The organism is Flaviramulus multivorans (assembly GCF_021728415.1).
Classification (GTDB): domain Bacteria; phylum Bacteroidota; class Bacteroidia; order Flavobacteriales; family Flavobacteriaceae; genus Sabulilitoribacter; species Sabulilitoribacter multivorans.
Genome location: NZ_JAKKDV010000002.1, coordinates 717,161 through 740,857 on the forward strand (window position 1 = coordinate 717,161; position 23,697 = coordinate 740,857).

Sequence of the window (23,697 nt, forward strand, 5' to 3'; positions counted from 1 at the left end):
TGAAAAATTTCAATTGTGCTCAGAAAAGTTTAAACAAAGGTTTTTAGCCGAACCTTTTTAGTGTCTTTTTAGTAAACTTACTTAACACTAATTTTCCGCTAATTTCGGCACGCTGTTCGAGTAATGTGTCCCAATGTTCCGTGTTTTCCCAAAAAACAGATTTCATTGCTTTTAAAGCTTCAGGATTATAACTGCTTAGTTTTTCAGCCAAAGTTTTAACTGCTTCATCTAACTCCTCAACGGAATTAAAAACATCACCATATAAACCTTTTTCCTTTGCATAACCTGGAGAATAAAATTCTTCAGCATTAATAGTCATTTGTGCCATTGCCGTTTTTCCTATTTTTCTTGAAACTGCAGGCTCAATAACAAATGGTCCAATACCAATACTTAACTCACTTAGTTTTATAGAAGCATATTTAGTTGCCAAACAATAATCAGTAGCTGCAGCTAAACCAACACCACCGCCAACGGCTTTTCCTTGGATACGACCAATAATAAGTTTTGGGCATTTACGCATGGCGTTAATCACATTGGCGAATCCTGAAAAAAACATCTTACCCTCATCTTCGTTTTCAATAGCTATCAACTCATTAAAACTTGCGCCTGCGCAAAAGGTTCGCTCACCTCCACTTTTAAGAACTATTACTTTAACAGCATCGCTATTTCCTGCTTCATAAATAATTTGGCTTAACTGCGATAAAACATCACTAGGCATTGAGTTTCTATTGGGATGAAAAAACTCAATATATCCAACTTTATTTTCAATTTTTAAGGTAACGTACGGATGTTCCATAGATTCTAAAAAAGTCTTTTACTTTATGATATGAAGATACGCAAAACTACAACTTTATATATTGTAATTCTTCGTTTTTTAAAATGGGGGTTTCGTTATACTTTAAAGTCCATCCTAACGAATTTGTTAGAATATAAAACTTTGAAAGCTCGCTAATCAATCTGTTTTTAGCATTCGTTTTTAAATCGGAAGCTTCAATCTTTCTAGTTAAAGAAGCCTTTACTATGTTTTTAATATCGTTATAATCTTTGGCCTCAAAAGGGTTTAAAAAATCTGCCTGAACATCATAATACTCCAAATCTGGATTAATTTTAATTTCTTCTTCTGGAATACTTAAAATAGTAAGTGTTTTGTTTGCTTGGTCTATTTCAAATTCAATTTTACTTAAATCGTAGGCAATAGTAACGTCTGCATTAACAACAACTAATGCTTTTTTTTCAGAAGTAAAAAAATCTCCAAAAATATCTTTTGAGTTTTTATAGTTGAAAACTTCACTAAAATGCCCTTCGGTTACAATAAGTTTTCCAACATTATTTATTTGTTCTTGAATAAGCGCTGAACTTTCTTGAAGTACAATTTTATCTTCTCTCTTTTCTCCACAATATTTAAAAGTGAATAAAACAATTAAAGTAACAATAACACCAAATAGAATTTTTCGCATATACGAATTTAAACAAAAAAACATTAGTTCCCTGCAATATGAAATCAATCGAAAAAATCAAAACGACAATTAAATTAAATTATTTCTCTGAGCTTTTTGCACAGCCTCTAACTTGTTGTGTACTTGTAGCTTTTTGTAGATGTTTTCAATATGTTTCCTAACGGTTCCCGACGACAAAATAAGGTTATCAGCAATTTTATTATAGTTCAACCCTTTACTTAATTGCTCTAAGACATCAATTTCTCTTGAAGTTAATTGAATGTCTTCTTTATCTTCTTTGTTCTGAATTGTTATTGGGTTTCGAAGTAACTTTAAAGTCTTTAAAGCGATGGAAGGATTCATAGCAGCACCGCCATTTATAGTGTCAATAATACCATCGTGTAAATCTTTTGCATTTATTTCTTTCAACAAATACCCATCAGCACCAGCTTTTATGGCATTAAAAATGTTTTCATCGTTATCAAAAACAGTAAGCATTATAATTTTAATATGTGGATACTTTTGTTTTACAACTTCTGTTGCTTCAATACCATTTAATATAGGCATTTCAATATCCATCAATATTAAATCGAGATTATGATTATCTTCCAACTTCCTTAATAAGTCTGAACCATTCGCTGCTGAAAATTTGAAACTTAAGCTTTTAAAAAAAGAAAGCTTTTCTTTTACGGCATTAATTAAAAAACTGTTGTCATCAGCTATAGCTATTTTAATATTCATACAATTAAACTTACTTTTGTACCACTATTAATATCACTTTCTAAATTAAACTTAGCGTTCATATCATTTGATCTTTTTTTCATATTATTCAATCCATTTCCATACGCAATTGAATCTTTATCAAACCCTTTACCATCATCATAAATTGAAAATTCGATATACTCATTTTTAGTTTTAATATCTATATTAATGGTTGAAGCCTCTGAATATTTAATAGCATTGTTAACAGCTTCTTGAATAATTCTATAAATATTCATGCCTTTTACAGATGCAAATTCTAAATCCTTAGAGAGTGCTTTATCAATATTAAAATTAAATTTAGCAGAGTTTGAGGAAATATTGGCTTTCTCAATAAAGTTTGAAATTCTAACCTGCAAATCTTCTAAAGTAATACTGTTTTTATTCATCGCCCAAATGGTGTCTCGCAATTCATAAATTGTATCTTTTGCAAAAGCACTAATATCTTGCAACTTATTGTTAAGCTTCTTGTTTGATATTTTAAAACCGAACTGTAAATTTTCAATTGAAGAAATAATAAAAGTCAATTGTGCTCCAATGTTATCATGTAAATCCCTCGAAATCCTAAGGCGTTGTTCGTGCAATCTATTTTGTGTTTCTATCTTAGTTAATGCTACTTTCAGCTCATTTTCCTTTTGTAATTGTGCGTTTTTCAATTTTTGTTGATTAAATAACAAATATCCTAAAATTGCTAGTACTGCGGCTAAAACACCCAGTCCAATAATTTGTGTGTTTTTATGATTAATGTGAAGTTCTTTTTCAGCTAAATTAGCTCTTTGAGAAAGAATTTCTTTCTCTTTTTTTTCGGTTTGATATCTTGTTTCCAACTCACTTGTAATATTTTGCATATTCTCTTGAGCCATTGTTTCTTGAGTTTTTACATATAAGTTTGTATAATAAGAAACACTGTCTGCTTTAGACTCGTAGGCATAAATTGGTATAAGTTGTAAATAAACCAACAAAAGCTTATCCGTAATCCCCTCTTTTTTAAACACTTTCAAGTTATCTAATAAAATAGGTTTCGATTTTTTAAATTCTCCCAGTTGATTATAAATACCTGCCAACGTTAGCTTAGAACTTTCTAATTCAGTTTTCAAATTTGTCTTTTCTCTAATTTGAATCGATTTAAGTATATATTTTTTTGCCTGCTGAAACTCTTTTTTATCATTATAAATTGTTCCTAAGTTATTGTAAGCTGAACCTAGAGTTGGAAACGCATTTACTTTTTCAGAAGCCTCAATGCCTTTTTTTAAATTATAAATTGCTTTAGTCGTGTCTTTTAAAAACAAATAAACACTAGCCTTATTTACTAATGCATTACCCAAAAACTCATGTTGGTTATTTTTTTCGAAAAACGCAATATTCGAATTAAAATATTCCAACGCCTTTGAGTAATTTTTCAAACTCATATAAATGGCTCCAATGTTACTTTTTAATGAGTTAGCAACAACTTCTACATTCTTTTTTTCATAAAAGTCAAGGGCTTTTAAATAGTAAACCATAGAAGTATCTAAAAGTGTTTTTTTATAAAAAATATTTCCTAATTTAAAATTTAGCGAAGCCATACCCGCAGAATCCTTTTGAAAAGTTCTGATTTTTAAAGATTCTCTAAAAAGCTTTTCAGAAGTAGTATAATCTCCTTTTAAATAGTAAACAACTCCGTTGTCGCTTATAGTTTGCGACAAAAACGAAGAATCTTTAAGTTTGTGTGCTAGTTTAAGTGCCTTTTTTCCATAAACTAAGGCTGAGTCTGTTGAGATAGAGCTGTAATACCATGTTAAATCACCAAATATTTTTGCTTTTAACTTATCATTTGTTGGTTTAGTTAGTTCTAATTTTAGACTGTCTATAATTTTAGTAGTATTTTGAGAATAACAACAAAAACTAGTTAGTAAAGCAATAAAATAGAGAATACTTTTTTTCATTTAAATCATGATTCCTTATTAAATATAAGTTTTTGTAATAATAGTATCTCTTCAGTAATTTTCAAAATACGATTAAATAGTATTTTATTAAATTCATCAATAAATAAATCTGTCTGAATATTTTTTACTTGCTTATTGTTTTCATTTACCAAGCTTTCTTTTAATAATGATAATTTATTTTTAGATAACTTTTTAACAATCTCAGTTTCAAAAACAACCTTAAAACAAAAACTTAACAATAGAAAAACTAGTAAAAAAATTAAGCAAGCTAATAGATTATCGAATATCATATTGTAAAGTATAAGTTACAAACTCTATAAAAATGGTCCACAAAAAAACACCAAATGCATTCCAAATTTATTGGTCTGACAATTGGTGTTTAAAATATGAACTGATTAATAGCATTTTAAAATTAATTTAAACTTTTTATCCTCAATTAATTTTTCGATTAAGTGTTATTAAAAAAGATTAAGCGCAATAATTCGGTTATTACGCCTAATCAAACAAACCTCAACAACAAGATTTAGTTTTGCAAATTGTAAGCGTAAATCGTTTTATCGTTAGCTTTGTAATATAAAACTCCTGAAATTTCATCTACCTGATATTCAGGTTTTTTATCTTTAAGTACTATTTCTTTTTCTATCTTCCCTGTATCTTTATTTACTTTAACTAATCCTGTACCTTCATCTAAACTAGTTAAAATAAATTGTGCATTCTCAGTAGCTGCTGTAGATTTAAAACGGGTAGCCAAATAAGCAAAAGATGCAGTGGCAATACCAGAAAACATATCTGCAGCTCTTTTGGCTTCTTTACCATAATCGTTATAGCTACTTAAATCGTTCATACTACCATAACCCGTACGATTTGCTCCTGCTCTAGCACTCATACCAACTGCCATTGCTGTTGATGCAACTGCCAAGGCTCCGCCAACTATTTTACCAAAAGTACTTCTTCCTGGTGATTTATGATACGCATGATAAACTTCATCTCCATCAAAATTTACCAAAGTCATATTTTGATCCGAAGATAAAAACACACCATCATTTCTAATTTCCATGCTACTTGGGTCTTCTTTTTCATCAAAATCACATTTTGCAAAATCGCTTACATTACCAGAATTAGCATCAATAGCCATAATTTTTCCATCGGCTGCAATTAAATATCGGTTATTAGAGCTATCAAAAGTAGAAGCTACCGAAGTTGCCCTTTTATACTTTAGCGGTTTGCTCCAAACCTGATCGCCGGTTTTTAAATCTACAATATTGGCATCTTCACTAGTTATGTAAATTAATCCTTGAGGAGATTCTGCCATTAACATAATATTTTCACCGGTTTTTAACGGTTTTTTGAACAGTGTTTTTCCGTCAAAAGAAATCTTATTAATTCCTCCTTGTTGAATACCAAACAGAATGCCATCATCTTGAACATAAAAATGCTGTACATAACCTTTTGTTTTTGGAGCTTTTTCCCATAAATCCTCGCCTGTTGAAGCGCTTAAAAATCCAATTTCCGATTCATCGCTAGCAGCAAATACACTAATACTTCCGCCAGAGCTTTTATCACTAACTACAGCTAAGCCTTGCGGTAAAATTTGAAAGTTTGATATGTTTCCTTGTACTTTTCTGTCATCTTTCCAAAGTTCAACACCATTGCTTCCAATCTTATGAATACGCGTGTTTTTTCCATTAGTTGTTGTTTCAAAACCGTAAATTTCTTTTTCAGTTTTATCGGCAACCATCCAATTGATGCCTTTTATTTTACATTCCCATAAATCTTCACCATTATGTTTTTTTGCAATTAGACCTTGTGCAGTTGGGATGATTAAAAAATCTTTCAACAGTAATGGTGTTCCCGTTACACTAAAATCTTTGCCTATTCCTACCCTACCGGGTTTATCTAAAAAGAAACTATAATCTAGCTTTTGAGTTTCTAGATCGTACACCGCTAATTTAGGAGTCATTTTTTCAAATTTATCACCTTCTTTTTGGATACCACTTACTATAAGTTTGTTTTGGGGTAATACCACGTTACAAGTAAAAATTTGATTCCAGTTATCAGTTTCAGAATTAAAAATAACTTTCCCATTAATATAATTTATAACCGCTCGCTTTGTTTTTGCCAATCCTGCAAATTTAGAATTTGCCCCTTGAGAAACTACAATATATGGGGAGTCTGGAATAAAGTCTGTTTCCTCGGGTTCTAGTTTTCCAAAATTGTTAAAAGTAAATATCGGTGCACTGTTTTTAGGATCAATTCCTACCAAGCCTTCATTAGTAGCGGCCACCAATATTCCGCCAACTGTTAAGGTCATCTCATTAATTTTTGCTCCTAATTCATACGTATTTTCTGGGGTTTGTGCTTTCTGTGCCGTACTATAATTAATTATTAAAACCCCTAATATTAATAGTATGGATTGATTAAATTTTCTCATTGTTGAATTTTTAGTGTTAATAACTGTTCAAAATTGCAATAGAATTGAAAAACAATCAATACGATGAATTACGTATATTTAAAATACAATATGAGGGAACTGAGTTTGAAGGGTTTTTACTTTAACTTGTAATTTTTGAAGAAATTCTCTTTGAGCATCAGAATTTGGATTGAAAGGTTTATGTTGAAGCCCTTTTTGAATGCAATCCACCTCATCCATAATTTTATTTACTGACTTTGAAATCCAAACATCTTTAAATTTCTCCCAAATATACTGTATGGCAGTTTCATTGGGATGAATCATATCTTCTTTATAAAAGCGATAATCACGAAGTTCATCCATCATAATTTCATACGACGGAAAATAGTAAATAGACTTGTTTGTGTTAACAACTTGATGAACTGCTGTAATTAGATGTGCTTTACTTTGTGTGTTTTCAATAAAGCCATCTTTTAGATGACGAACAGGAGACACGGTAAATAGTATAGATGCTTTCTTGTTAACGCTTCTGACTAACGTAATAATTGATTGTAATGATTCTACAACCTCATCAACAGACATCAATTCTTTTAAAAATTGCTTTTGTGGTACTTTATGGCAATTGGCCACAATTGTATTCGTTTCAAGATGTTTGTAAACCCAAGCAGTTCCTAACGTAATGATGATGTGAGATGAATTGTGAAGTTGTTTAGCTGTTAAACTGATTTGCTCTTTTAAGACATGTAACAATTCATTTTCTGAAGCATTACTTAGTTTAGAATGTGCATCATAACAATGCCATTGCTCATTAAGAAAAAATATACTGTCCTTAGTAAATTCCTTTTCATTTAAGGCATTGGTGATAAGCTTTTCAATTGCAAAAGTTTGAAATAAAATACCAAACGGATTTTGAAGATTCTGAAACTTAAAATAGTTTAATTTGCTACCAATATTTTCTACAAAACACGAACCCAATAACAAAACACTAGAGTTATAATCTATTTGATTATGCTGTTGCGGTTGAAGTGGTATTTTTGTTTGTAGTTTCATGGTGGATTCCGCATCAAGTGCAGAATGACAAGTTATTGAATGTATTTTTGAGCCTCAGCTAGAGCTTCACTAATTCCATCTGGATTTTTTCCTCCTGCTGTAGCAAAAAATGGTTGTCCGCCACCACCTCCATGAATGTATTTACCTAATTCGCGAACTACCTGACCAGCATTTAAGCCTTTCTCAGCTACTAACTCTTTAGAAATATAACAAGTCAACAACGCTTTACCGTCTGCCTCGGTAGCAAACAACAAGAATAGATTATTAAACTGACTTCCTAAATCAAAAGCAACATCCTTTAAACCAGTTGCATCTAAATCTAGCTTTTTAGCTAAAAACTGAACACCATTAACTTCGGTAAATTCATTAATTAAATCACCTTTTATGTTTTTAGCTTTATCTTTTAAAAGTTGTTCAATTTGCTTTTTTAAATTGGAATTTTCTTCTTGTAAGTTTTGCAATGCTTTTACTGGCTCTTTGGCATTGTTAAGCAAGTCCTTCATTTCAAAATAAGCTCTGTTATTTTCAAAATAAAAATCTTTAACCGCATCATTCGTTATAGCTTCAATTCTTCTTATTCCTGCAGCCACAGCTCCTTCGGAAACAATTTTAAAATGCCAAATATCAGCAGTGTTTTTAACGTGAGTACCACCACAAAGTTCAATAGACTGACCAAAACGGATAGAACGCACAGTATCTCCATATTTTTCACCAAACAAACTCATGGCGCCTTCGGCAAGCGCTTCCTCTTTCGGAATATTTCTTTTTTCTATTAAAGGTAATTTACCTTCAATTCTTGCATTTACAAAATTTTCGACATCTCTCAATTCTTCAACAGTAAGTTTAGCAAAATGAGAAAAATCAAAACGCAAGTATTTAGAATGTACGGCACTACCTTTTTGCTCAACATGATCACCTAAAACCTCTCGCAATGCTTGGTGTAACAAATGTGTAGCCGTATGATTAGACTCTGTTCTTCGGCGTTGCTTTTCATCTACAACCGCTTTAAACGTTTCATTTAAATGCTCAGGTAAGTTTTTGGCAAAATGAATAATCACATTATTCTCTTTCTTGGTATCTAAAATATAAACTACATCACCATGTATATCTTCCAGATAACCTTTATCACCCACTTGCCCGCCACCTTCAGGATAAAATGGGGTTAAATTAAATACTAATTGATACATTTCACCCTCTTTTTTTGTGGTTACTTTTCGGTATCTGGTAATTTTCACATTAGCTTCTAGAGTGTCATAACCTATAAATTCTTGCTCGGTATCTTCAACTAGTATCACCCAATCGTCAGTACTCATTTCACTTGCCGCTCGAGAACGATTTTTTTGCTTTTGAAGGGCTTCATTAAAACCTTTTTCATCCAGTTTCAATCCCTTTTCTGAAAGAATTAAAGCTGTTAAATCGATAGGAAAGCCATATGTGTCATATAATTCAAATGCTTTTTCACCTGAAACAGTTTCGCCCTTGGTTTCGCTAACGATGGTATCTAATAATATTAATCCTTTTTCTAAAGTGCGTAAAAAAGAGGCTTCTTCTTCTTTTATTACATTTTCAATAAGTTGTTTTTGTAATTTTAATTCTGGAAAAGCGGTTCCCATTTTCTTACTTAAAACCTCAACCAACCTATAAATAAATGGTTCTTTTTGGTCTAAAAACGTAAAACTATATCGAATAGCTCTTCGTAAAATTCTACGGATTACATAACCCGCACCCGTATTGCTTGGTAATTGTCCATCAGCAATAGAAAAAGCTACAGCACGAACATGGTCAGAAATCACACGAATAGCAACATCAACCTTTCCGTCTTTACCATAATCCTTATTAGCGATAGTTTCAATTTCTCGAATTATAGGTGTAAATACATCGGTATCATAATTACTTTGAACTCCTTGCAACACCATACACAAGCGCTCAAACCCCATACCCGTATCAATGTGCTTATTGGGTAAAGCTTCCAAGCTACCATTGGCTTTGCGATTGTATTGCATAAATACCAAATTCCAAATCTCAACAACTTGAGGGTGGTCAGCATTAACTAAAGTTTTTCCATCAGTTTTTGCTTTTTCTTCAGCCGAACGTATATCTACATGAATTTCGCTACATGGTCCACAAGGACCTTGGTCGCCCATTTCCCAAAAGTTATCTTTTTTGTTTCCTTTTAAAATCCGGTCTTCATTAATGTATTGTTTCCAAATATCAAAAGCTTCCACATCCATAGGAAGGTTATCACTTTTGTCGCCTTCAAAAACCGTTACATATAAAATATCTTTATTAATACCATAAACCTCAGTAAGCAATTCCCAAGCCCAAGCAATGGCTTCTTTTTTAAAGTAGTCACCAAAACTCCAATTCCCCAACATTTCAAAAAGTGTATGGTGGTATGTGTCGTAGCCAACCTCTTCCAAATCGTTATGCTTTCCTGAAACACGTAAGCATTTTTGGGTATCTGCAATCCTATTATTTTTAGGTTGAGCATTTCCTAAAAAATACTCTTTAAAAGGCGCCATACCAGAATTTACAAACATTAAAGTAGGATCGTCTTTTAACACCATTGGTGCAGATGGTACAATACTGTGCTTTTTATCTTCAAAAAAACTTAAAAATTTAGATCGAATATCTTGTGACTTCATTAAGGTATATAGTTACAGTGTTGTTAAATTATATTAATTGCAAAACAATTTTTATATTTACTCGTTTATTTAAAGTTTATTATAAGTTTTATTTGAATTGGTTTAATATAAAGTGCAAAAATAGTATAAATTAAGAAATGAGTAAGGTAAAATATTATTACGATGCAGAGTCGCTTTCTTATAAAAAAATAGAGCGTAAAAAACGTACGGCGTTTAAGTATGCTACTCTGTTCTTACTAGCTTCTGCGTTTTTTGCCATTATATTCGTTTTTATTGCCAGTCAATATGTTGAATCGCCTAAAGAACGTGCTTTAAAAAGAGAATTACAGAACGTACAATTGCAATTTGAATTGCTTAATAAAAAAATGGAACAAGCCGAAGCAGTTCTAGCTAATATTGCCGATAGAGATAACAACATTTACCGTGTTTATTTTGAAGCAAACCCAATACCTGAAGAACAGCGAAAAGCTGGATTTGGTGGTATTAACAGATATAAAAATTTAGAAGGCTTTGATAATTCTAAGTTAATTATTGAGAGCAATAAACGTTTAGACATACTTCAGAAGCAAATTGTTGTTCAGTCAAGGTCTTTAGATGAAATTGCAAAACTTGCCGAAGAAAAAGAAAAACTACTGGCTGCAATTCCTGCTATTCAACCAGTAAGCAATGAGGATTTAACAAGAATGGCATCTGGTTATGGTATGCGTTCCGACCCATTTACTAAAGTTAGAAAAATGCATTGGGGAATGGATTTTACTGCTCCAAGAGGCACACCAATTTACGCTTCAGGAGATGGCGTTGTAGAGCGCGCCGATAGTAATTCATCAGGATATGGAAAACACATAAGGATAGACCATGGTTATGGTTATACTAGCTTATACGCACATTTATACAAGTACAATGTTAGGAAAAACCAAAAAGTAAAACGTGGTGATTTAATAGGTTTTGTTGGTAGTACGGGGCGCTCTGAAGCACCGCATTTGCATTATGAAATCTTTAAAGACGGAGAGCGCATTAACCCAATAAACTTCTATTATGGAAGTTTAACGGCTGAAGAGTTTAGCAAAATGCTGGAGCATGCTTCATTAGAAAACCAATCATTAGATTAATGCATATAGATTTACCAGAAAAACGATATTATGGTATTGGCGAAGTAGCCAAGGCATTTGGTGTTAATACCTCTTTAATTCGTTTTTGGGAAAAAGAATTTGATGTACTTAAGCCTAAAAAAAATGCTAAAGGCAATCGCAAGTTTACTCCTGAAGATATTAAAAACCTTAAGTTTATTTATCATTTAGTTAAAGAACGTGGTTTTACACTCGAAGGCGCTAAAATTCATTTAAAAGAAGAAAAAAAGCAGGCTCTTAGCAATTTTGAGATTGTAAGTAAACTTGAGGATATTAAAACTCAGCTTATCAAAATAAAGCAACACCTTTAAAAGTATCATTCTATTTAACCATTACATTTATACTTAAGATTATTATAAAAAGACCTAAATCATGTAACTTTTTTACAAGTTTTGTGTCATATAAATAACTTTAAAAATCACTAACTAAACAATTTTAATTATGAAGAAATTTTTACCATGGATTATCGTTGCTATCGTAGTTATCGGAATCTATTCTTGGGCAAAAGGATTTAATAATACAGCTGTTGAATATGAAGCCGATGCAAAAACGGCATGGTCAAATGTTGAAAGTGCTTATCAGCGTCGTGCAGATTTAATACCTAATCTTGTTGCAACTGTAAAAGGCTACGCTGAACATGAAAAAGAAACCTTAGAAGGTGTTATAAAGGCACGTTCTGAAGCCACAAAAACTACTATTGATGTTAATGATTTAACACCGGAAAAAATGGCGCAATTTCAACAGGCACAACAAGGTTTAAGTGGCGCTTTGTCTAGACTTTTAGTAACTGTTGAGCGCTATCCAGATTTGAAGGCTGATAAAAGCTTTTTAGAATTACAATCTCAACTAGAAGGAACTGAAAACAGAATAAATGTAGAGCGCAATAGGTATAACGAAGCCGTAAATGTTTATGATAAATACACCACCAAGTTTCCTGGAAAATTATTAGCTGGGTTATTTGGTTTTGAAGAAATGCCTAGATACAAAAGTGCACCGGGTAGTGAAAACGCTCCTAAAGTAGAATTTTAATGTCAAAAATTGAAGATTTTCTTACTACTAAAGAAGAACAGGAAATTGTTGATGCTATTCGAGTTGCAGAGTTAAATACTTCTGGAGAAATTCGGGTCCATCTTGAAAAAACTTCTAATGGCGATGCTACAAATCGTGCTTTGGAGGTTTTTCATTTATTGAAAATGGACAATACCAAGCTTCAAAATGCTGTATTAATTTATGTAGCAGTAGAAGATAAAACCTTTGTTATTTATGGTGATGAAGGCATAAATAGGGTTGTTTCCAAAGATTTCTGGGATAGTACCAAAAACGTGATGCAATCCCATTTTAAATTAGGGCAATACAAGCAAGGCTTGGTAGAAGGTATTTTAAAATCAGGCGAACAGCTTAAAAAATATTTCCCTTATTCTGATTTAGACACTAACGAGCTTACCAACGAAATTTCTAAAGGCTAATGTTTAAATTCAAACACATTATTTTTTTATTTTTATTAAGCTTTGGTGTCAATCATATAGCGACCGCTCAATTTGAGATTCCTGAAAAGCCTACTAATCCGAATATAATTAAGAAAGATTATGTCGTTTATGATAAAGATGATTTCCTTCAGCCTTATGAAAAAGAACAATTAAGATTAAAACTAATTAGATATGCTGATACTACCTCAACTCAAATTGTTATAGCAATTATTCCTTCCACGAAAGGAGAAGAAATAAAATATTTAGGCGCAAAATGGGGTCATGCTTGGGGTATTGGAGGTAGCAAAGAAAATGATAATGGTATTTTTATATTATTAGCTCACAAAGACAGAAAAATAGCTATAAATACAGGTTATGGTGTAGAGCATTTGTTAACCGATGCCATGTCTAAACGCATTATAGAACGTGATATTATTCCTTATTTTAAACAAGGTGATTATTATGGTGGACTAAATAATGGAACGGATTCTATTTTTGAAGTTTTAAAAGGCGAATATCAAGGAACTCGAAAATCAAATGATGAATTCCCTATTGGAATTATATTCATACTTATCATCATATTTATTATCATACTAATATCCATTTCAAAAAGTAAGCGAGGTGGTGGCAATAGAGGTCACAGAAGTACAGGTTCAGATATTCTAGAAGCCATTATATTAAGCAATATGGGACGCGGTAATTACCGAAGAAGCTCCGGTGGCAGTTGGGGAGGAAGCTCTGGCGGTGGATGGTCGTCAGGAGGTGGTGGCTTTGGTGGTGGCTTTGGTGGTGGCGGCTTTGGTGGTGGTGGTGCTTCTGGTAGCTGGTAAAAAACTATCTATTAAAACGCCCTGTTACGTTGCCATCTACTATACGTAAAACCTCATCAACGGTTGTATAATTTACATCCCCAACATAAGTGTGTTTTAAGGCACATGCTGCACTTGCAAACTCCATAGATTTAGTGTCATCATAATGTTGTAACCCATAAATTAATCCTGCTGCAAAAGCATCTCCTGTTCCTATACGATCTACGATATGAGTTATATCAAAATCTGGAGTTTCTTTAAACTCTTTACCATTCCACATTCTAGCATGAATTTTATGCCATGACGAATTAATAGAGGTTCTAATTTTATCAAAAACCTTCTCAATTGAGGGGAACTTTTCAATAAGTTGTTTACTGGCTTCAATAAATTCGTCATTACTATATCCGAAATTAGCGTCTAAAACTTCATTCATTTCGTTAATTCCTCCAATAAATATTGTTGAGCAATGGAGTAACTCGGTTAAAGCTTCTTTAGCATCTACTCCGTATTTCCAAAGTCCGCTTCTATACGTTGGGTCTGCCGAAACTTGCATTCCTTTTTTCTTCGCCAATTTTAAGCCCTCTTTTAAAGTATCAAAGCTTCCTTGTGTTAATGCAGGAGTAATTCCAGTCCAGTGAAACCAACTACCATTTTCTAATGATTTTTCCCAATTAACCATACTGGGTTTAATTTCTGAAAAAGCAGAATGGGATCGATTATAAGAAATTGAACTAGGGCGCATTACTGCTCCCACCTCTAAAAAATAAACACCTAATGGTCTGTTAGACCGCACAATGGCTGTTGTATCTAAATCGAATTTATTAAGGTAAGCTAATGCAGTATTTCCAATAAAATCGCTAGAAAGACAAGTGATATGTTTTACATTTCCACCAAAGTTAGCAATAGAAATCCCTACGTTTAGTTCGGTGCCTCCAAAGAAAAATTCGACGGTATTCGACTGTATAAATTTTCGGTATCCACGAGGTGAAATTCGCATAAGAACCTCTCCAAAGGTTATTATCTGACTCATATTATTGATTATTTTAACCATTTAAAAATAATCAATAAATGTAATAATCAAGCTATGTTTTTAAAATGATTTCCTTTTTGGGATCATTTTTTTCGCATATAAACACTTACAGGAACACCAGTAAAGTCAAAATGTTCACGTAACTTATTCTCTAAAAACCTTTTATAAGGGTCTTTTACATATTGAGGTAAGTTACAGAAAAAAGCAAACTGCGGTTGTGGCGTTGGTAACTGCATAATGTATTTAATTTTCACAAATTTTGCTTTGTATGCTGGAGGTGGATAGTTTTCTATTATTGGTAATAAAACCTCATTAAGTTTACTCGTTTTTATTTTCTTAGTTCGGTTTTTGTAAACCTCAACTGCCGTTTCTATAGCTTTAAAAATTCGTTGTTTTGTTAGAACCGAAATAAATATAATTGGTACATCAGTAAATGGTTCCATTTCCTGGCGAATACTTTTTTCATATTCTTTAACTGATTTATGGTCCTTCTCCACTAAATCCCATTTATTAACCAAAACAACAATACCTTTTCTATTACGTTCGGCTAACCAGAATATATTTTGAACTTGTCCGTCAAATCCTCTAGTGGCATCCAATACCAATAAACAAACATCACAATGCTCTATGGCTCGAACACTACGCATTACAGAGTAAAATTCTAAATCTTCTTTTACTTTAGCTTTTCTTCTAATACCCGCTGTATCAACTAAATTAAATTCAAATCCAAAACGATTATATTTTGTATCAATGGCATCACGTGTTGTTCCCGCAATATCAGTAACTATATATCTATCCTCTCCTATAAGAGCATTTATAAATGATGACTTTCCTGCATTTGGGCGACCAACTACAGCAAAACGAGGTAATTCTTCTTCTACAACTCTTTCTTTTTCTGGAAGGGCTTCAACAAGCGCATCTAGTAATTCACCTGTACCACTCCCATTAATACTAGCAATGGTAAAATATTCTCCTAAACCTAACGAATAAAACTCAACAGCATCTTCAGAGCGTTTTGCATTATCAACCTTATTTACAACCAAAAAAACCGGCTTATTTACTTTTCGTAACAACTTAGCAACATCTTCATCCATTCCTGTTACCCCTGTTTCTACGTCAACCATAAAAATAATAGCGTCAGCTTCATCAATAGCTAACTCAACTTGTTTGTCAATTTCCGCTTCAAAAACATCATCACTTCCTAAAACATAACCACCAGTATCAATAAGTGAAAACTTTTTGCCATTCCAATCGCTTTTTCCATAATGACGATCTCTAGTAACGCCACTTACCGCATCAACAATAGCTTCTCGTCGTTGAATTAAACGATTAAAGAATGTTGATTTCCCTACATTTGGTCTTCCTACTATAGCTACTATATTGCCCATAAATAATTATTGTAAACAGCTTTTAACTGATAAAATATATTTCTACCCTGAAATATTTTGCAAAAATAGGAAATCTAGTTGACGCAAGGTTCTTTTTTGTAAAAGATTGAAACTATTTATTCTTTAGATAAAAATTAGTAATTTACTCTGCTTAAACCGAATATTTGATGCCACTAAGTAATGACATTGTTTTACGACCCCGTTTTAAAATTGAAGTACCTCGATATAATGAAGCGGTTTTGAGCGACTTTCAAAACGCTAAAGCTACCCAATCAGAGTTTGTTGTTATTAGGGTTGAAGAACATGTTTTTATAAGATTACCGAAAGACAAACAAAAGTTTTGGTCACCGCAACTACATCTTGAAATTAATGCAGTTGATGAAAATTCATGTGTGGTACGAGGTTTATTTGGTCCTAAACCCACCGTTTGGACACTTTTTATGTTTCTTCATTTTTTAGTCGCTGGTTTGTTTATCGCCTTTGGAATATGGACTTACAGCAATTGGACATTAGAACAAAATTTTACGATCCAAGCCAGTGTAACTATTTTAATGGTTTTACTATGGGTAACTTTATATTTTGTTGGAAGTTTTGGTAAAGCCTCGAGTATTAATGAAATGCGTGCTTTAAATAATTTTATGTATGAGGTTTTAAATCTAAAAACTAGCTAAACATTTCAATTAACTAATTATTGTAACCAAAACGTCTTAACTGGTTTTGATTACTGCGCCAGTTTTTGTTTACCTTAACATATAATTCTAAATGAATTTGTTTTCCAAAAAAGGTTTCTAAATCTTTTCTAGCCTCTACTCCAACTCGTTTTAAAGCACTGCCTTTATGACCAATTATAATGCCTTTTTGAGTTTCTCGTTCAACCATAATAACCGAACGTACTCTTATTATAGTTTCTTCTTCAAAAAATTCTTCGGTATCAACCTCAACAGCATAAGGGATTTCCTTTTTGTAATGAAACAATATTTTTTCTCTGATGGTTTCATTTATAAAAAAGCGTTCTGGCTTATCAGTTAACTGATCTTTAGGGTAAAATGGTGGTGATTCTGGGAGCAATTCAATAATCCGATTAAAAACTTCTTTAACATTGAAACCTTCTAAAGCAGAAATTGGAAAAATCTCTGCATTAGGAACTTTTTCTGCCCAATTTTGAACTTGTTCTTCCAATTGTTGTTGGTTAGACTTATCGATTTTATTCAACAATAATAAAACTGGTATTTGAGAATTGGTTATTTTATTAAAAAAAGCTTCGTCTTTCAATTCTTGCTCACCAATTTCTACCATATAAAGTAACACATCGGCATCTTCAAAGGCAGATTTTACAAAACCCATCATAGATTCTTGAAGCTCATATGCTGGCTTTATAATTCCAGGTGTGTCGCTTAAAACAACCTGAAAATCTTCGCCATTTACAATACCTAAAATCCGATGTCTCGTAGTTTGCGCTTTTGAGGTAATTATCGATAGTTTTTCACCTACAAAAGCATTCATCAAAGTAGACTTACCTACGTTTGGATTTCCAATTATATTTACAAAACCTGCTTTATGGTTCATTTTTATTTATCTAATAGAATGCAAAGTTACAACCTTGATTCGTTAATTCAATTATAATACATAATAAACAAAAAAACAGGAAGTAAAGCTTCCTGTTTTTTTGTTTATTTAAAAAGTTGAAATTAATTATTCAACTATTTCCAATAATTCTACATCAAAGATTAATGCTGAATTAGCTTTAATAGCACCTCCTGGTCTTGGGTTAGCTCCATATCCTAATTCGCTAGGAATAAATAATCTGTATTTAGATCCAACTGGCATTAATAATAAAGCTTCTGAAAAACCTCTTACAAACTGATTAGCTCCATGTACAATAGGCTCTCCTTTATCAACTGAACTATCAAATACAGTCCCATCAATTAAAGTACCGTGATAATGTAATTTAACTTTATTCGTTCCAACTGGCTTTGGTCCTGTTCCTTCTTTTAAAACAAGATATTGTAAACCGCTTTCAGTGGTTTGAACACCATCTTTAGATTTATTTTCTTCTAAAAACTTATCCCCATCCTCTTTATTTTTTCTGGCTTCTTCTTGTCTTTTAGCTAATTCTTCCTGTTGCTTTTTTTGGAAATAACCTCTAACTAACTCTTGCGCTTTTGTCGCATCCATTTTCAAATCAGTTGAATCTGTACCATTAACGAAGCCTTGAATAAATAATTCGTTATCAAAATCTTCGAAACTAAGCTTTACATTTTTAGCCACATCCATTCCAACGGCATAACTAACCGAATCTAATTCAGTTTTTAATGGTTTATTTGAAACACCATTTTTATTACAAGATACTACTAGTAAAACCATACTTACTAGACTTAAAAATTTCATTATTTTCATTTTAATTTTTATTTATTGGTTTTTAATGCGTTGCCAAAAGTAACAAATTTATAGTCAGTAAAAAAAGAAAACCCCAACTTAAACGTTGAGGTTTCTATTATAAACTAAGTACAAAATTTATTTATTTTCTAACCGATTTAATTATAGCAAGTGCATTTTTAACATCCTGCTCTAATTTAGCGTAATCTTTGTTTGCAATAATATCTTTTGAAATTAATTGAGATCCCATTCCAACACAAGTTACGCCAGCATCAAACCATCCTTTTAAGTTCTCTTCTGTTGGCGACACTCCACCTGTTGGCATTATACTCGTCCATGGTTGTGGACCTTTTATTCCTTTTACAAACTTAGGTCCGTATAAATCACCAGGGAATAATTTTACGATTTCACATCCTAACTCTTCAGCTCTTGCTATTTCAGTTAAGGAACCACAACCAGGAGACCAAAGTACTTTTTTACGGTTGCATGCAATTGCAATATCTTCCCTAAATACTGGAGTTACTACAAAATTAGCACCAATAGACATGTACAAAGAAGCTTGTCCTGCATCAGTAACCGAACCAACACCCATAATCATTCCTGGTAATTCCTTAATGGCGTATTTTGTTAATTCGCCAAAAACTTCATGAGCAAAATCACCACGTGCCGTAAACTCCATTAAACGCGCACCACCATCGTAGCAGGCTTTTAGTACTTTTTTACTTAATTCTATATCGCTGTGAAAAAATAAAGGAATCATTCCAGTTTCTTTCATTGCTTGTGCCACTTCTAATCTTGAAAATTGTGCCATTTTAATATTTTTTAATTTTTAGTTCCAATTTAATATTTTTTTAAAATCATATGCCTCAGGGTTTGACACATATTTTTTAGCTTGCTCATAATCTTTCTCTTGAATGTAGAAAAGATTATTAATAAATAACTGAGCCATATCCGAATTAATATCTACTAATCTTGGAGGAATTTTTCCGTTTTCGTCTTCAAAATCCTTAAGGAATAAAGGCGTGATATCTCCTCTAGAATTCGCACTTACTATACAACCTGAAATACCTTGATCGTAAAGTTTTTTAACACCTATTCCTAATAATGTACATAAGGTTAAATCGAATGCAATTGGGTTACAACATCTTAATTCGTAACCAAGTTCTACAGGTCTTGTTTTAACTGTCAGTCCTATTTCTTTCAATTTAACTTGTAAAAGATAATTAAAAATATGCGATTTACTTACATTTCCTAATTCTGGATGCCCATGATCATCATAAGTAAAATTAATACCAGAGTTTATAATTTCTTCTTCTTCCATAAAATGAAATACACCTTCACTAACTAAAGCAACACCATATTCAACACCTTTAATTTTACATTTCACAATAGAAGACACAATCATGTTGATTAACTTCTCGAAAGTAATAGTAGTTTTGTTGAACATTTCTGGAATTATCATCATTTGAAAATGACACGCAGAAGCAATACCAAATGCCAAATGACCCGCAGAACGACCCATTGCAGACATGACAAACCAATTTTCACTGGTTCTAGCATCTTCATAAACTGTATTTCCTATACGAACACCTTCGTCCTTAGCTGTATGAAAACCAAAGGTTGGATTTCGGTCTGGTAAAGGTAAGTCGTTATCGATTGTTTTTGGAACGTGAACGTGGGAAACCTTTAGATTTTGGGTTTGAAGATATTTGGTTAATCTATTGGCGGTAGAAGCTGTATCATCACCACCAATAGTTACCAATAATTTTACATTATGTTTTTTAAAAAAATCTGCTTTAAAATCACTGTCTTTTGGTTTAAATCTACTCATAATTAAAGTAGAGCCACCTCGACTAAAAATTCGATCAGCATGATGAAAATCAAAAATTTTTAATTCTGGATTTTCCGATAGCAATCCTTGATATCCATGATGAACACCGATTACCTCGTACCCGTCTTTCAAAAAGGTTTTAGCCACTGTACTAATAACAGTATTTATACCAGGGGCTGGACCGCCTCCACAAATAATTGCAATCGATTTTTTCATCTGTTAAAATTTAATTGATTTTGTCGGTCAGATGTAATTCGCCAATAATCATTTCGGTTGGTATAAACTTCTTGTTATGGCTCATTTCATATGACTTTAAAGGTTTATATATTAAATGCTTTTCAATGTAACTATTATCTAGCAACACGTCCAGAAGCATCACCACCCATAAGTTTATTTACCTCATCGACAGTTACTAAGTTAGCATCACCTTTAATTGTGTGCTTTAAACAAGAAGCAGCTACTGCAAAATCTAAGGCATTTTGGTCGTTATCTGGGTACGTTAACAATCCATAAATTAAACCTCCCATAAATGAATCGCCACCACCTACACGGTCAACAATATCAGTTATTTGATATTGACGTGTTTCAAACATTTTTTTACCATCATATAATACGCCAGCCCATGTGTTATGAGATGCAGAAATTGAACCTCTTAAAGTAGTAATTACTTTTTTAGCTCTAGGGAATTTTTCCATCATTTGTTTACAAACAGATAAGAAAGCTTCAGCTTTTACATCATGTCCTTGAGTTTGCACAGTAATACCTTCTGGTTTAATACCAAAGTGCATTTCGGCATCTTCTTCATTTCCTAAAACAACATCACAGTAAGATGTTAATTCAGTCATGATTTCTTCTCTTTTAGCATCATCACAGAATTTCCATAATTTAGCGCGATAATTCAAATCTGTAGAGATTGTAATACCTAATTTACTTGCTGCTTTTACGGCTTCTAAACAGGCATCCGCAGAACTTTGAGAAATCGCTGGTGTAATACCTGTCCAGTGAAACCACTCTACGCCTTCAAAAACTTCTTCCCAATTAATCATTCCTGGCTTAATAGTAGACATTGAAGAATATGCTCTATCATAAACCACTTTACTACCTCTTGATACTGCTCCTGTTTCAAGGAAATAAATTCCTAAACGCTCACCACCCCAAACAATTTTATCAACACCTACACCTCTTTTACGCATTTCCATCATAGCACATTCACCAATATCATTTTTTGGCAAACGTGTTACGAAATCACAAGAGATGCCATAATTTGCTAAAGATACAGCTACGTTAGACTCGCCACCACCATAAACAACGTCAAAATTGTTTGCTTGTGAAAATCTTAAAAATCCTTGTGGAGCTAATCTTAACATGATTTCTCCGAATGTTACTACTCTACTCATTTCTTATTAATTTAGTTATGTTTAAATTTTGGTTAATCGTTTAACCAAAAAATTAAAAATAAAATCAAAACCTTTATTTATATATGATTTTGATTAAAATAATTAATACACTACATTTGCTTAAACGATTAAGCAAATATATAAAAAAATTGAATACCAAAAAGAAAACTACCATAAAAGATATTGCCAATGTGTTAAATATTTCTACAGCGGCAGTGTCTAAAGCATTACATGACGACTCTCGAATCAGTAAAAAAACTAAAAAAGCAGTAAAACAAGTTGCTAAAAACTTAAACTACCAGCCTAATCATCTTGCTAGTGCTTTACGAAAAGGAAAAAGTAATTTAGTAGGTGTAATTGTGCCACGAACAAATAGCAACTTCTTTTCTTCAGTTATCGAAAATATTGAGGAGGTTTTAAATAAAAAAGGTTACAACATCATTATAACACAATCCAACGAATCCTATAAAAAAGAATGCAGTAATATTGACACATTATTATTTACTCAAGTTGATGGGATAATTGCTTCAATGGCTAACGAAACTATAGACTTAGAATATTATGAAAAAATAAAGGCTAAAGGGATACCTTTGATATTGTTTGACCGAGGTGAAAATGATTTAAATGTAGATTATATTGGTATTAATGATTATGAAAGTAGCCACGTAATTGTTGAGCATCTTGTTAGCCAAGGTCGAAAGCGAATTGCTCACATAGGAGGTTATAAACACACCCGAATTTTTAACAATAGAATTCGTGGATATGTTGATGCCTTAAAAAAGCACGGACTTCCTTTAGATAATGAATTACTCCTTGAAAGTAGCTTAACTACTGCGGATGGAAGAGCAAAAATGGCTGAATTATTAAAACTTAAAAACAGACCAGATGCTGTTTATATTGCTGGTGATTATGCTGCTTTAGGAGCATTGCAATTATTAAATGAATTGCACATAAAAGTTCCTGAAGATATTGCTTTAGTTGGCTTTGGTAACGAGCCATTTACCGCCATGGTTACCCCTACTATTACAAGCATCAATCAGCATAGCGCAGAAATTGGCAAACAGGCTGCACTAACTTTCTTAGAACACGCGAAAAAAGAAGTCATTAATCAGTCATTAAATAAAATAATTTTAGATGCTGAACTGATAGTAAGAGATTCTTCTAATTTGAAAGTTTAATTTTTATAGGTACTAAAAACCCTCTTAACTGCAAATTTATAGTTAAGAGGGTTTTTTATTTCCAAACTAATAGTCAAAAAATTCTAACTAAGGCTTTACATTAAATTCCTAATCCCTGTCCAGCACCAATCTGGATAGTTTCAGCTGTTATGAAAGAAGCGTCTTTACTCGCTAAAAATGAAACTACCGAAGCTACTTCTTCAGGTTGTCCTAATCTTCCTAACATAATGTTATTCTTCCAAGAAGCAAAAACCTCTGGTTTTGTTGATTTAATTTGCGTGTGAAATGGTGTATCAATAGTTCCTGGAGACACAGCATTTACTCTAATACCATATTCTGCTAAATCTTTAGCTAAAGCTCTCGTAATAGCATGAACTCCAGCCTTTGATGTGCCGTAAATTCCAGCTCCTGGTCCACCAGCATTCCACCCAGCGTTAGATGTATAGTTGATTATTGAAGGATAATCACTCTTTTTAAGAAACGGAATAGCAGCTCTTGACGCAAAGAATGTAGAATCAAGATTTAACGCCATTACAAATCGGTAAAATTCAGTTGTCATATCTTCAAATCTAGATCTTCCACCTAAACCTCCTGCATTATTCACAAGAACATCTATTTTACCATATTTATTTCCTATCTTATTTATGTTTGACGTTACAGCCTCTTCGTTTGTAACATCAAATCCATAGTATTCAGCAGTGATACCTTCATCGGTTAGTTCTTTAACTCTTTTAGCTCCAGCCTCATCCTCAATACCGTTTAAGATTACAGTAAATCCATCTTTTCCTAATCTTTTGGCAACTTCAAAACCAATACCTCCTGTAGCTCCTGTAATTACTGCAATTTTATTTTCTAACTTACTCATTTTAT

Annotated in this window: 22 protein-coding genes; 7 read left to right on the plus strand and 15 right to left on the minus strand. The window is 32.5% G+C overall.

Features of this window, described 5'->3' with window-relative positions; all coding sequences use genetic code 11:
• Positions 1-43: 43 nt before the first annotated feature.
• The 7 genes from L3X39_RS08090 to alaS form a co-directional block, all read right to left on the minus strand.
• Positions 44-796, minus strand: coding sequence for an enoyl-CoA hydratase/isomerase family protein (locus L3X39_RS08090; protein ID WP_237231270.1), 753 nt, complete (start codon positions 794-796; stop codon positions 44-46).
• A 46-nt stretch (positions 797-842) separates the two neighbouring features.
• Positions 843-1,457 (minus strand): DUF4230 domain-containing protein, encoded by a 615-nt coding sequence (locus L3X39_RS08095; RefSeq protein WP_237231271.1) that lies wholly within the window; start codon positions 1,455-1,457, stop codon positions 843-845.
• A 69-nt stretch (positions 1,458-1,526) separates the two neighbouring features.
• Positions 1,527-2,177: a response regulator gene (locus tag L3X39_RS08100; protein WP_237231272.1), complete on the minus strand. Its 651-nt coding sequence runs from the start codon at positions 2,175-2,177 to the stop codon at positions 1,527-1,529.
• Positions 2,174-4,120: a tetratricopeptide repeat-containing sensor histidine kinase gene (locus L3X39_RS08105; protein ID WP_237231273.1), complete on the minus strand. Its 1,947-nt coding sequence runs from the start codon at positions 4,118-4,120 to the stop codon at positions 2,174-2,176. The genes L3X39_RS08100 and L3X39_RS08105 overlap by 4 nt, the downstream gene beginning before the upstream one ends.
• 523 nt (positions 4,121-4,643) lie before the next feature.
• The gene (locus tag L3X39_RS08110) at positions 4,644-6,551 is read right to left on the minus strand and encodes an outer membrane protein assembly factor BamB family protein (protein WP_237231274.1); all 1,908 of its coding nucleotides are present in this window, start codon (positions 6,549-6,551) and stop codon (positions 4,644-4,646) included.
• Positions 6,552-6,629: 78 nt separating this feature from the next.
• The gene (locus L3X39_RS08115; protein ID WP_237231275.1) at positions 6,630-7,580 is read right to left on the minus strand and encodes a GSCFA domain-containing protein; all 951 of its coding nucleotides are present in this window, start codon (positions 7,578-7,580) and stop codon (positions 6,630-6,632) included.
• 32 nt (positions 7,581-7,612) lie between these two features.
• Entirely contained in the window at positions 7,613-10,225 is a 2,613-nt protein-coding gene (gene alaS / locus L3X39_RS08120) for an alanine--tRNA ligase (RefSeq protein WP_237231276.1), read from the minus strand.
• A 137-nt stretch (positions 10,226-10,362) separates the two neighbouring features.
• Here alaS and L3X39_RS08125 point away from each other — a divergent pair, with 137 nt between their 5' ends.
• The 5 genes from L3X39_RS08125 (at position 10,363) to L3X39_RS08145 (ending at position 13,648) form a co-directional block, all read left to right on the plus strand.
• The gene (locus L3X39_RS08125) at positions 10,363-11,334 is read left to right on the plus strand and encodes a M23 family metallopeptidase (protein ID WP_237231277.1); all 972 of its coding nucleotides are present in this window, start codon (positions 10,363-10,365) and stop codon (positions 11,332-11,334) included.
• Positions 11,334-11,663 carry a MerR family transcriptional regulator gene (locus tag L3X39_RS08130; protein ID WP_237231278.1) on the plus strand — a complete coding sequence of 110 codons (330 nt, stop codon included), beginning with the start codon at positions 11,334-11,336 and terminating at the stop codon, positions 11,661-11,663. The genes L3X39_RS08125 and L3X39_RS08130 overlap by 1 nt, the downstream gene beginning before the upstream one ends.
• A gap of 130 nt (positions 11,664-11,793) precedes the next feature.
• Positions 11,794-12,381, plus strand: coding sequence for a LemA family protein (locus tag L3X39_RS08135; RefSeq protein WP_237231279.1), 588 nt, complete (start codon positions 11,794-11,796; stop codon positions 12,379-12,381).
• Entirely contained in the window at positions 12,381-12,818 is a 438-nt protein-coding gene (locus tag L3X39_RS08140; protein WP_237231280.1) for a TPM domain-containing protein, read from the plus strand. Before L3X39_RS08135 ends, L3X39_RS08140 begins: the two co-directional genes overlap by 1 nt.
• A complete protein-coding gene (locus L3X39_RS08145) occupies positions 12,818-13,648 on the plus strand; it encodes a TPM domain-containing protein (RefSeq protein ID WP_237231281.1) in 831 nt (276 codons plus the stop codon). The genes L3X39_RS08140 and L3X39_RS08145 overlap by 1 nt, the downstream gene beginning before the upstream one ends.
• A gap of 4 nt (positions 13,649-13,652) precedes the next feature.
• On the opposite strand, the gene L3X39_RS08150 is transcribed toward L3X39_RS08145, so the two are convergent.
• Together L3X39_RS08150 and der are read right to left on the minus strand one after the other, a co-directional pair.
• Positions 13,653-14,657, minus strand: a complete 1,005-nt coding sequence (locus L3X39_RS08150) for a sugar kinase (RefSeq protein ID WP_237231282.1) — start codon at positions 14,655-14,657, stop codon at positions 13,653-13,655.
• Between the two features lie 83 nt (positions 14,658-14,740).
• The gene (der, locus tag L3X39_RS08155; protein WP_237231283.1) at positions 14,741-16,045 is read right to left on the minus strand and encodes a ribosome biogenesis GTPase Der; all 1,305 of its coding nucleotides are present in this window, start codon (positions 16,043-16,045) and stop codon (positions 14,741-14,743) included.
• A 167-nt stretch (positions 16,046-16,212) separates the two neighbouring features.
• On the opposite strand from der, the gene L3X39_RS08160 reads away from it, so the two are divergent.
• Positions 16,213-16,716, plus strand: a complete 504-nt coding sequence (locus L3X39_RS08160; RefSeq protein WP_237231284.1) for a GTP-binding protein — start codon at positions 16,213-16,215, stop codon at positions 16,714-16,716.
• 13 nt (positions 16,717-16,729) lie between these two features.
• Here L3X39_RS08160 and era read toward each other — a convergent pair whose 3' ends face one another.
• From era to L3X39_RS08185, 5 genes are all read right to left on the minus strand, one after another.
• Entirely contained in the window at positions 16,730-17,611 is an 882-nt protein-coding gene (era, locus tag L3X39_RS08165; protein WP_237231285.1) for a GTPase Era, read from the minus strand.
• 126 nt (positions 17,612-17,737) lie between these two features.
• Entirely contained in the window at positions 17,738-18,433 is a 696-nt protein-coding gene (locus tag L3X39_RS08170) for an FKBP-type peptidyl-prolyl cis-trans isomerase N-terminal domain-containing protein (protein ID WP_237231286.1), read from the minus strand.
• Positions 18,434-18,563: 130 nt separating this feature from the next.
• Positions 18,564-19,232, minus strand: coding sequence for a bifunctional 4-hydroxy-2-oxoglutarate aldolase/2-dehydro-3-deoxy-phosphogluconate aldolase (locus L3X39_RS08175; protein WP_237231287.1), 669 nt, complete (start codon positions 19,230-19,232; stop codon positions 18,564-18,566).
• A gap of 18 nt (positions 19,233-19,250) precedes the next feature.
• Positions 19,251-20,468, minus strand: a complete 1,218-nt coding sequence (locus tag L3X39_RS08180) for a 6-phosphofructokinase (RefSeq protein WP_237231288.1) — start codon at positions 20,466-20,468, stop codon at positions 19,251-19,253.
• Between the two features lie 134 nt (positions 20,469-20,602).
• Positions 20,603-21,649, minus strand: a complete 1,047-nt coding sequence (locus L3X39_RS08185; RefSeq protein ID WP_237231289.1) for a sugar kinase — start codon at positions 21,647-21,649, stop codon at positions 20,603-20,605.
• 149 nt (positions 21,650-21,798) lie between these two features.
• Here L3X39_RS08185 and L3X39_RS08190 point away from each other — a divergent pair, with 149 nt between their 5' ends.
• A complete protein-coding gene (locus tag L3X39_RS08190; RefSeq protein WP_237231290.1) occupies positions 21,799-22,827 on the plus strand; it encodes a LacI family DNA-binding transcriptional regulator in 1,029 nt (342 codons plus the stop codon).
• A 100-nt stretch (positions 22,828-22,927) separates the two neighbouring features.
• On the opposite strand, the gene L3X39_RS08195 is transcribed toward L3X39_RS08190, so the two are convergent.
• Positions 22,928-23,692 (minus strand): SDR family NAD(P)-dependent oxidoreductase, encoded by a 765-nt coding sequence (locus L3X39_RS08195; RefSeq protein WP_237231291.1) that lies wholly within the window; start codon positions 23,690-23,692, stop codon positions 22,928-22,930.
• Positions 23,693-23,697: the final 5 nt, after the last annotated feature.

Bases quoted from the DNA above. Each gene is read 5' to 3' on its own strand.
- L3X39_RS08135 (WP_237231279.1), top strand. From the start codon at position 11,794: ATGAAGAAATTTTTACCATGGATTATCGTTGCTATCGTAGTTATCGGA.
- L3X39_RS08125 (WP_237231277.1), top strand. From the start codon at position 10,363: ATGAGTAAGGTAAAATATTATTACGATGCAGAGTCGCTTTCTTATAAA.
- L3X39_RS08110 (WP_237231274.1), bottom strand. From the start codon at position 6,551: ATGAGAAAATTTAATCAATCCATACTATTAATATTAGGGGTTTTAATA.
- L3X39_RS08095 (WP_237231271.1), bottom strand. From the start codon at position 1,457: ATGCGAAAAATTCTATTTGGTGTTATTGTTACTTTAATTGTTTTATTC.
- L3X39_RS08090 (WP_237231270.1), bottom strand. From the start codon at position 796: ATGGAACATCCGTACGTTACCTTAAAAATTGAAAATAAAGTTGGATAT.
- L3X39_RS08185 (WP_237231289.1), bottom strand. From the start codon at position 21,649: ATGAGTAGAGTAGTAACATTCGGAGAAATCATGTTAAGATTAGCTCCA.
- der (WP_237231283.1), bottom strand. From the start codon at position 16,045: ATGGGCAATATAGTAGCTATAGTAGGAAGACCAAATGTAGGGAAATCA.
- L3X39_RS08140 (WP_237231280.1), top strand. From the start codon at position 12,381: ATGTCAAAAATTGAAGATTTTCTTACTACTAAAGAAGAACAGGAAATT.
- L3X39_RS08150 (WP_237231282.1), bottom strand. From the start codon at position 14,657: ATGAGTCAGATAATAACCTTTGGAGAGGTTCTTATGCGAATTTCACCT.
- L3X39_RS08160 (WP_237231284.1), top strand. From the start codon at position 16,213: ATGCCACTAAGTAATGACATTGTTTTACGACCCCGTTTTAAAATTGAA.
- L3X39_RS08170 (WP_237231286.1), bottom strand. From the start codon at position 18,433: ATGAAATTTTTAAGTCTAGTAAGTATGGTTTTACTAGTAGTATCTTGT.
- L3X39_RS08100 (WP_237231272.1), bottom strand. From the start codon at position 2,177: ATGAATATTAAAATAGCTATAGCTGATGACAACAGTTTTTTAATTAAT.
- L3X39_RS08180 (WP_237231288.1), bottom strand. From the start codon at position 20,468: ATGAAAAAATCGATTGCAATTATTTGTGGAGGCGGTCCAGCCCCTGGT.
- era (WP_237231285.1), bottom strand. From the start codon at position 17,611: ATGAACCATAAAGCAGGTTTTGTAAATATAATTGGAAATCCAAACGTA.
- L3X39_RS08175 (WP_237231287.1), bottom strand. From the start codon at position 19,232: ATGGCACAATTTTCAAGATTAGAAGTGGCACAAGCAATGAAAGAAACT.
- L3X39_RS08115 (WP_237231275.1), bottom strand. From the start codon at position 7,580: ATGAAACTACAAACAAAAATACCACTTCAACCGCAACAGCATAATCAA.
- L3X39_RS08130 (WP_237231278.1), top strand. From the start codon at position 11,334: ATGCATATAGATTTACCAGAAAAACGATATTATGGTATTGGCGAAGTA.
- L3X39_RS08105 (WP_237231273.1), bottom strand. From the start codon at position 4,120: ATGAAAAAAAGTATTCTCTATTTTATTGCTTTACTAACTAGTTTTTGT.
- alaS (WP_237231276.1), bottom strand. From the start codon at position 10,225: ATGAAGTCACAAGATATTCGATCTAAATTTTTAAGTTTTTTTGAAGAT.
- L3X39_RS08195 (WP_237231291.1), bottom strand. From the start codon at position 23,692: ATGAGTAAGTTAGAAAATAAAATTGCAGTAATTACAGGAGCTACAGGA.
- L3X39_RS08145 (WP_237231281.1), top strand. From the start codon at position 12,818: ATGTTTAAATTCAAACACATTATTTTTTTATTTTTATTAAGCTTTGGT.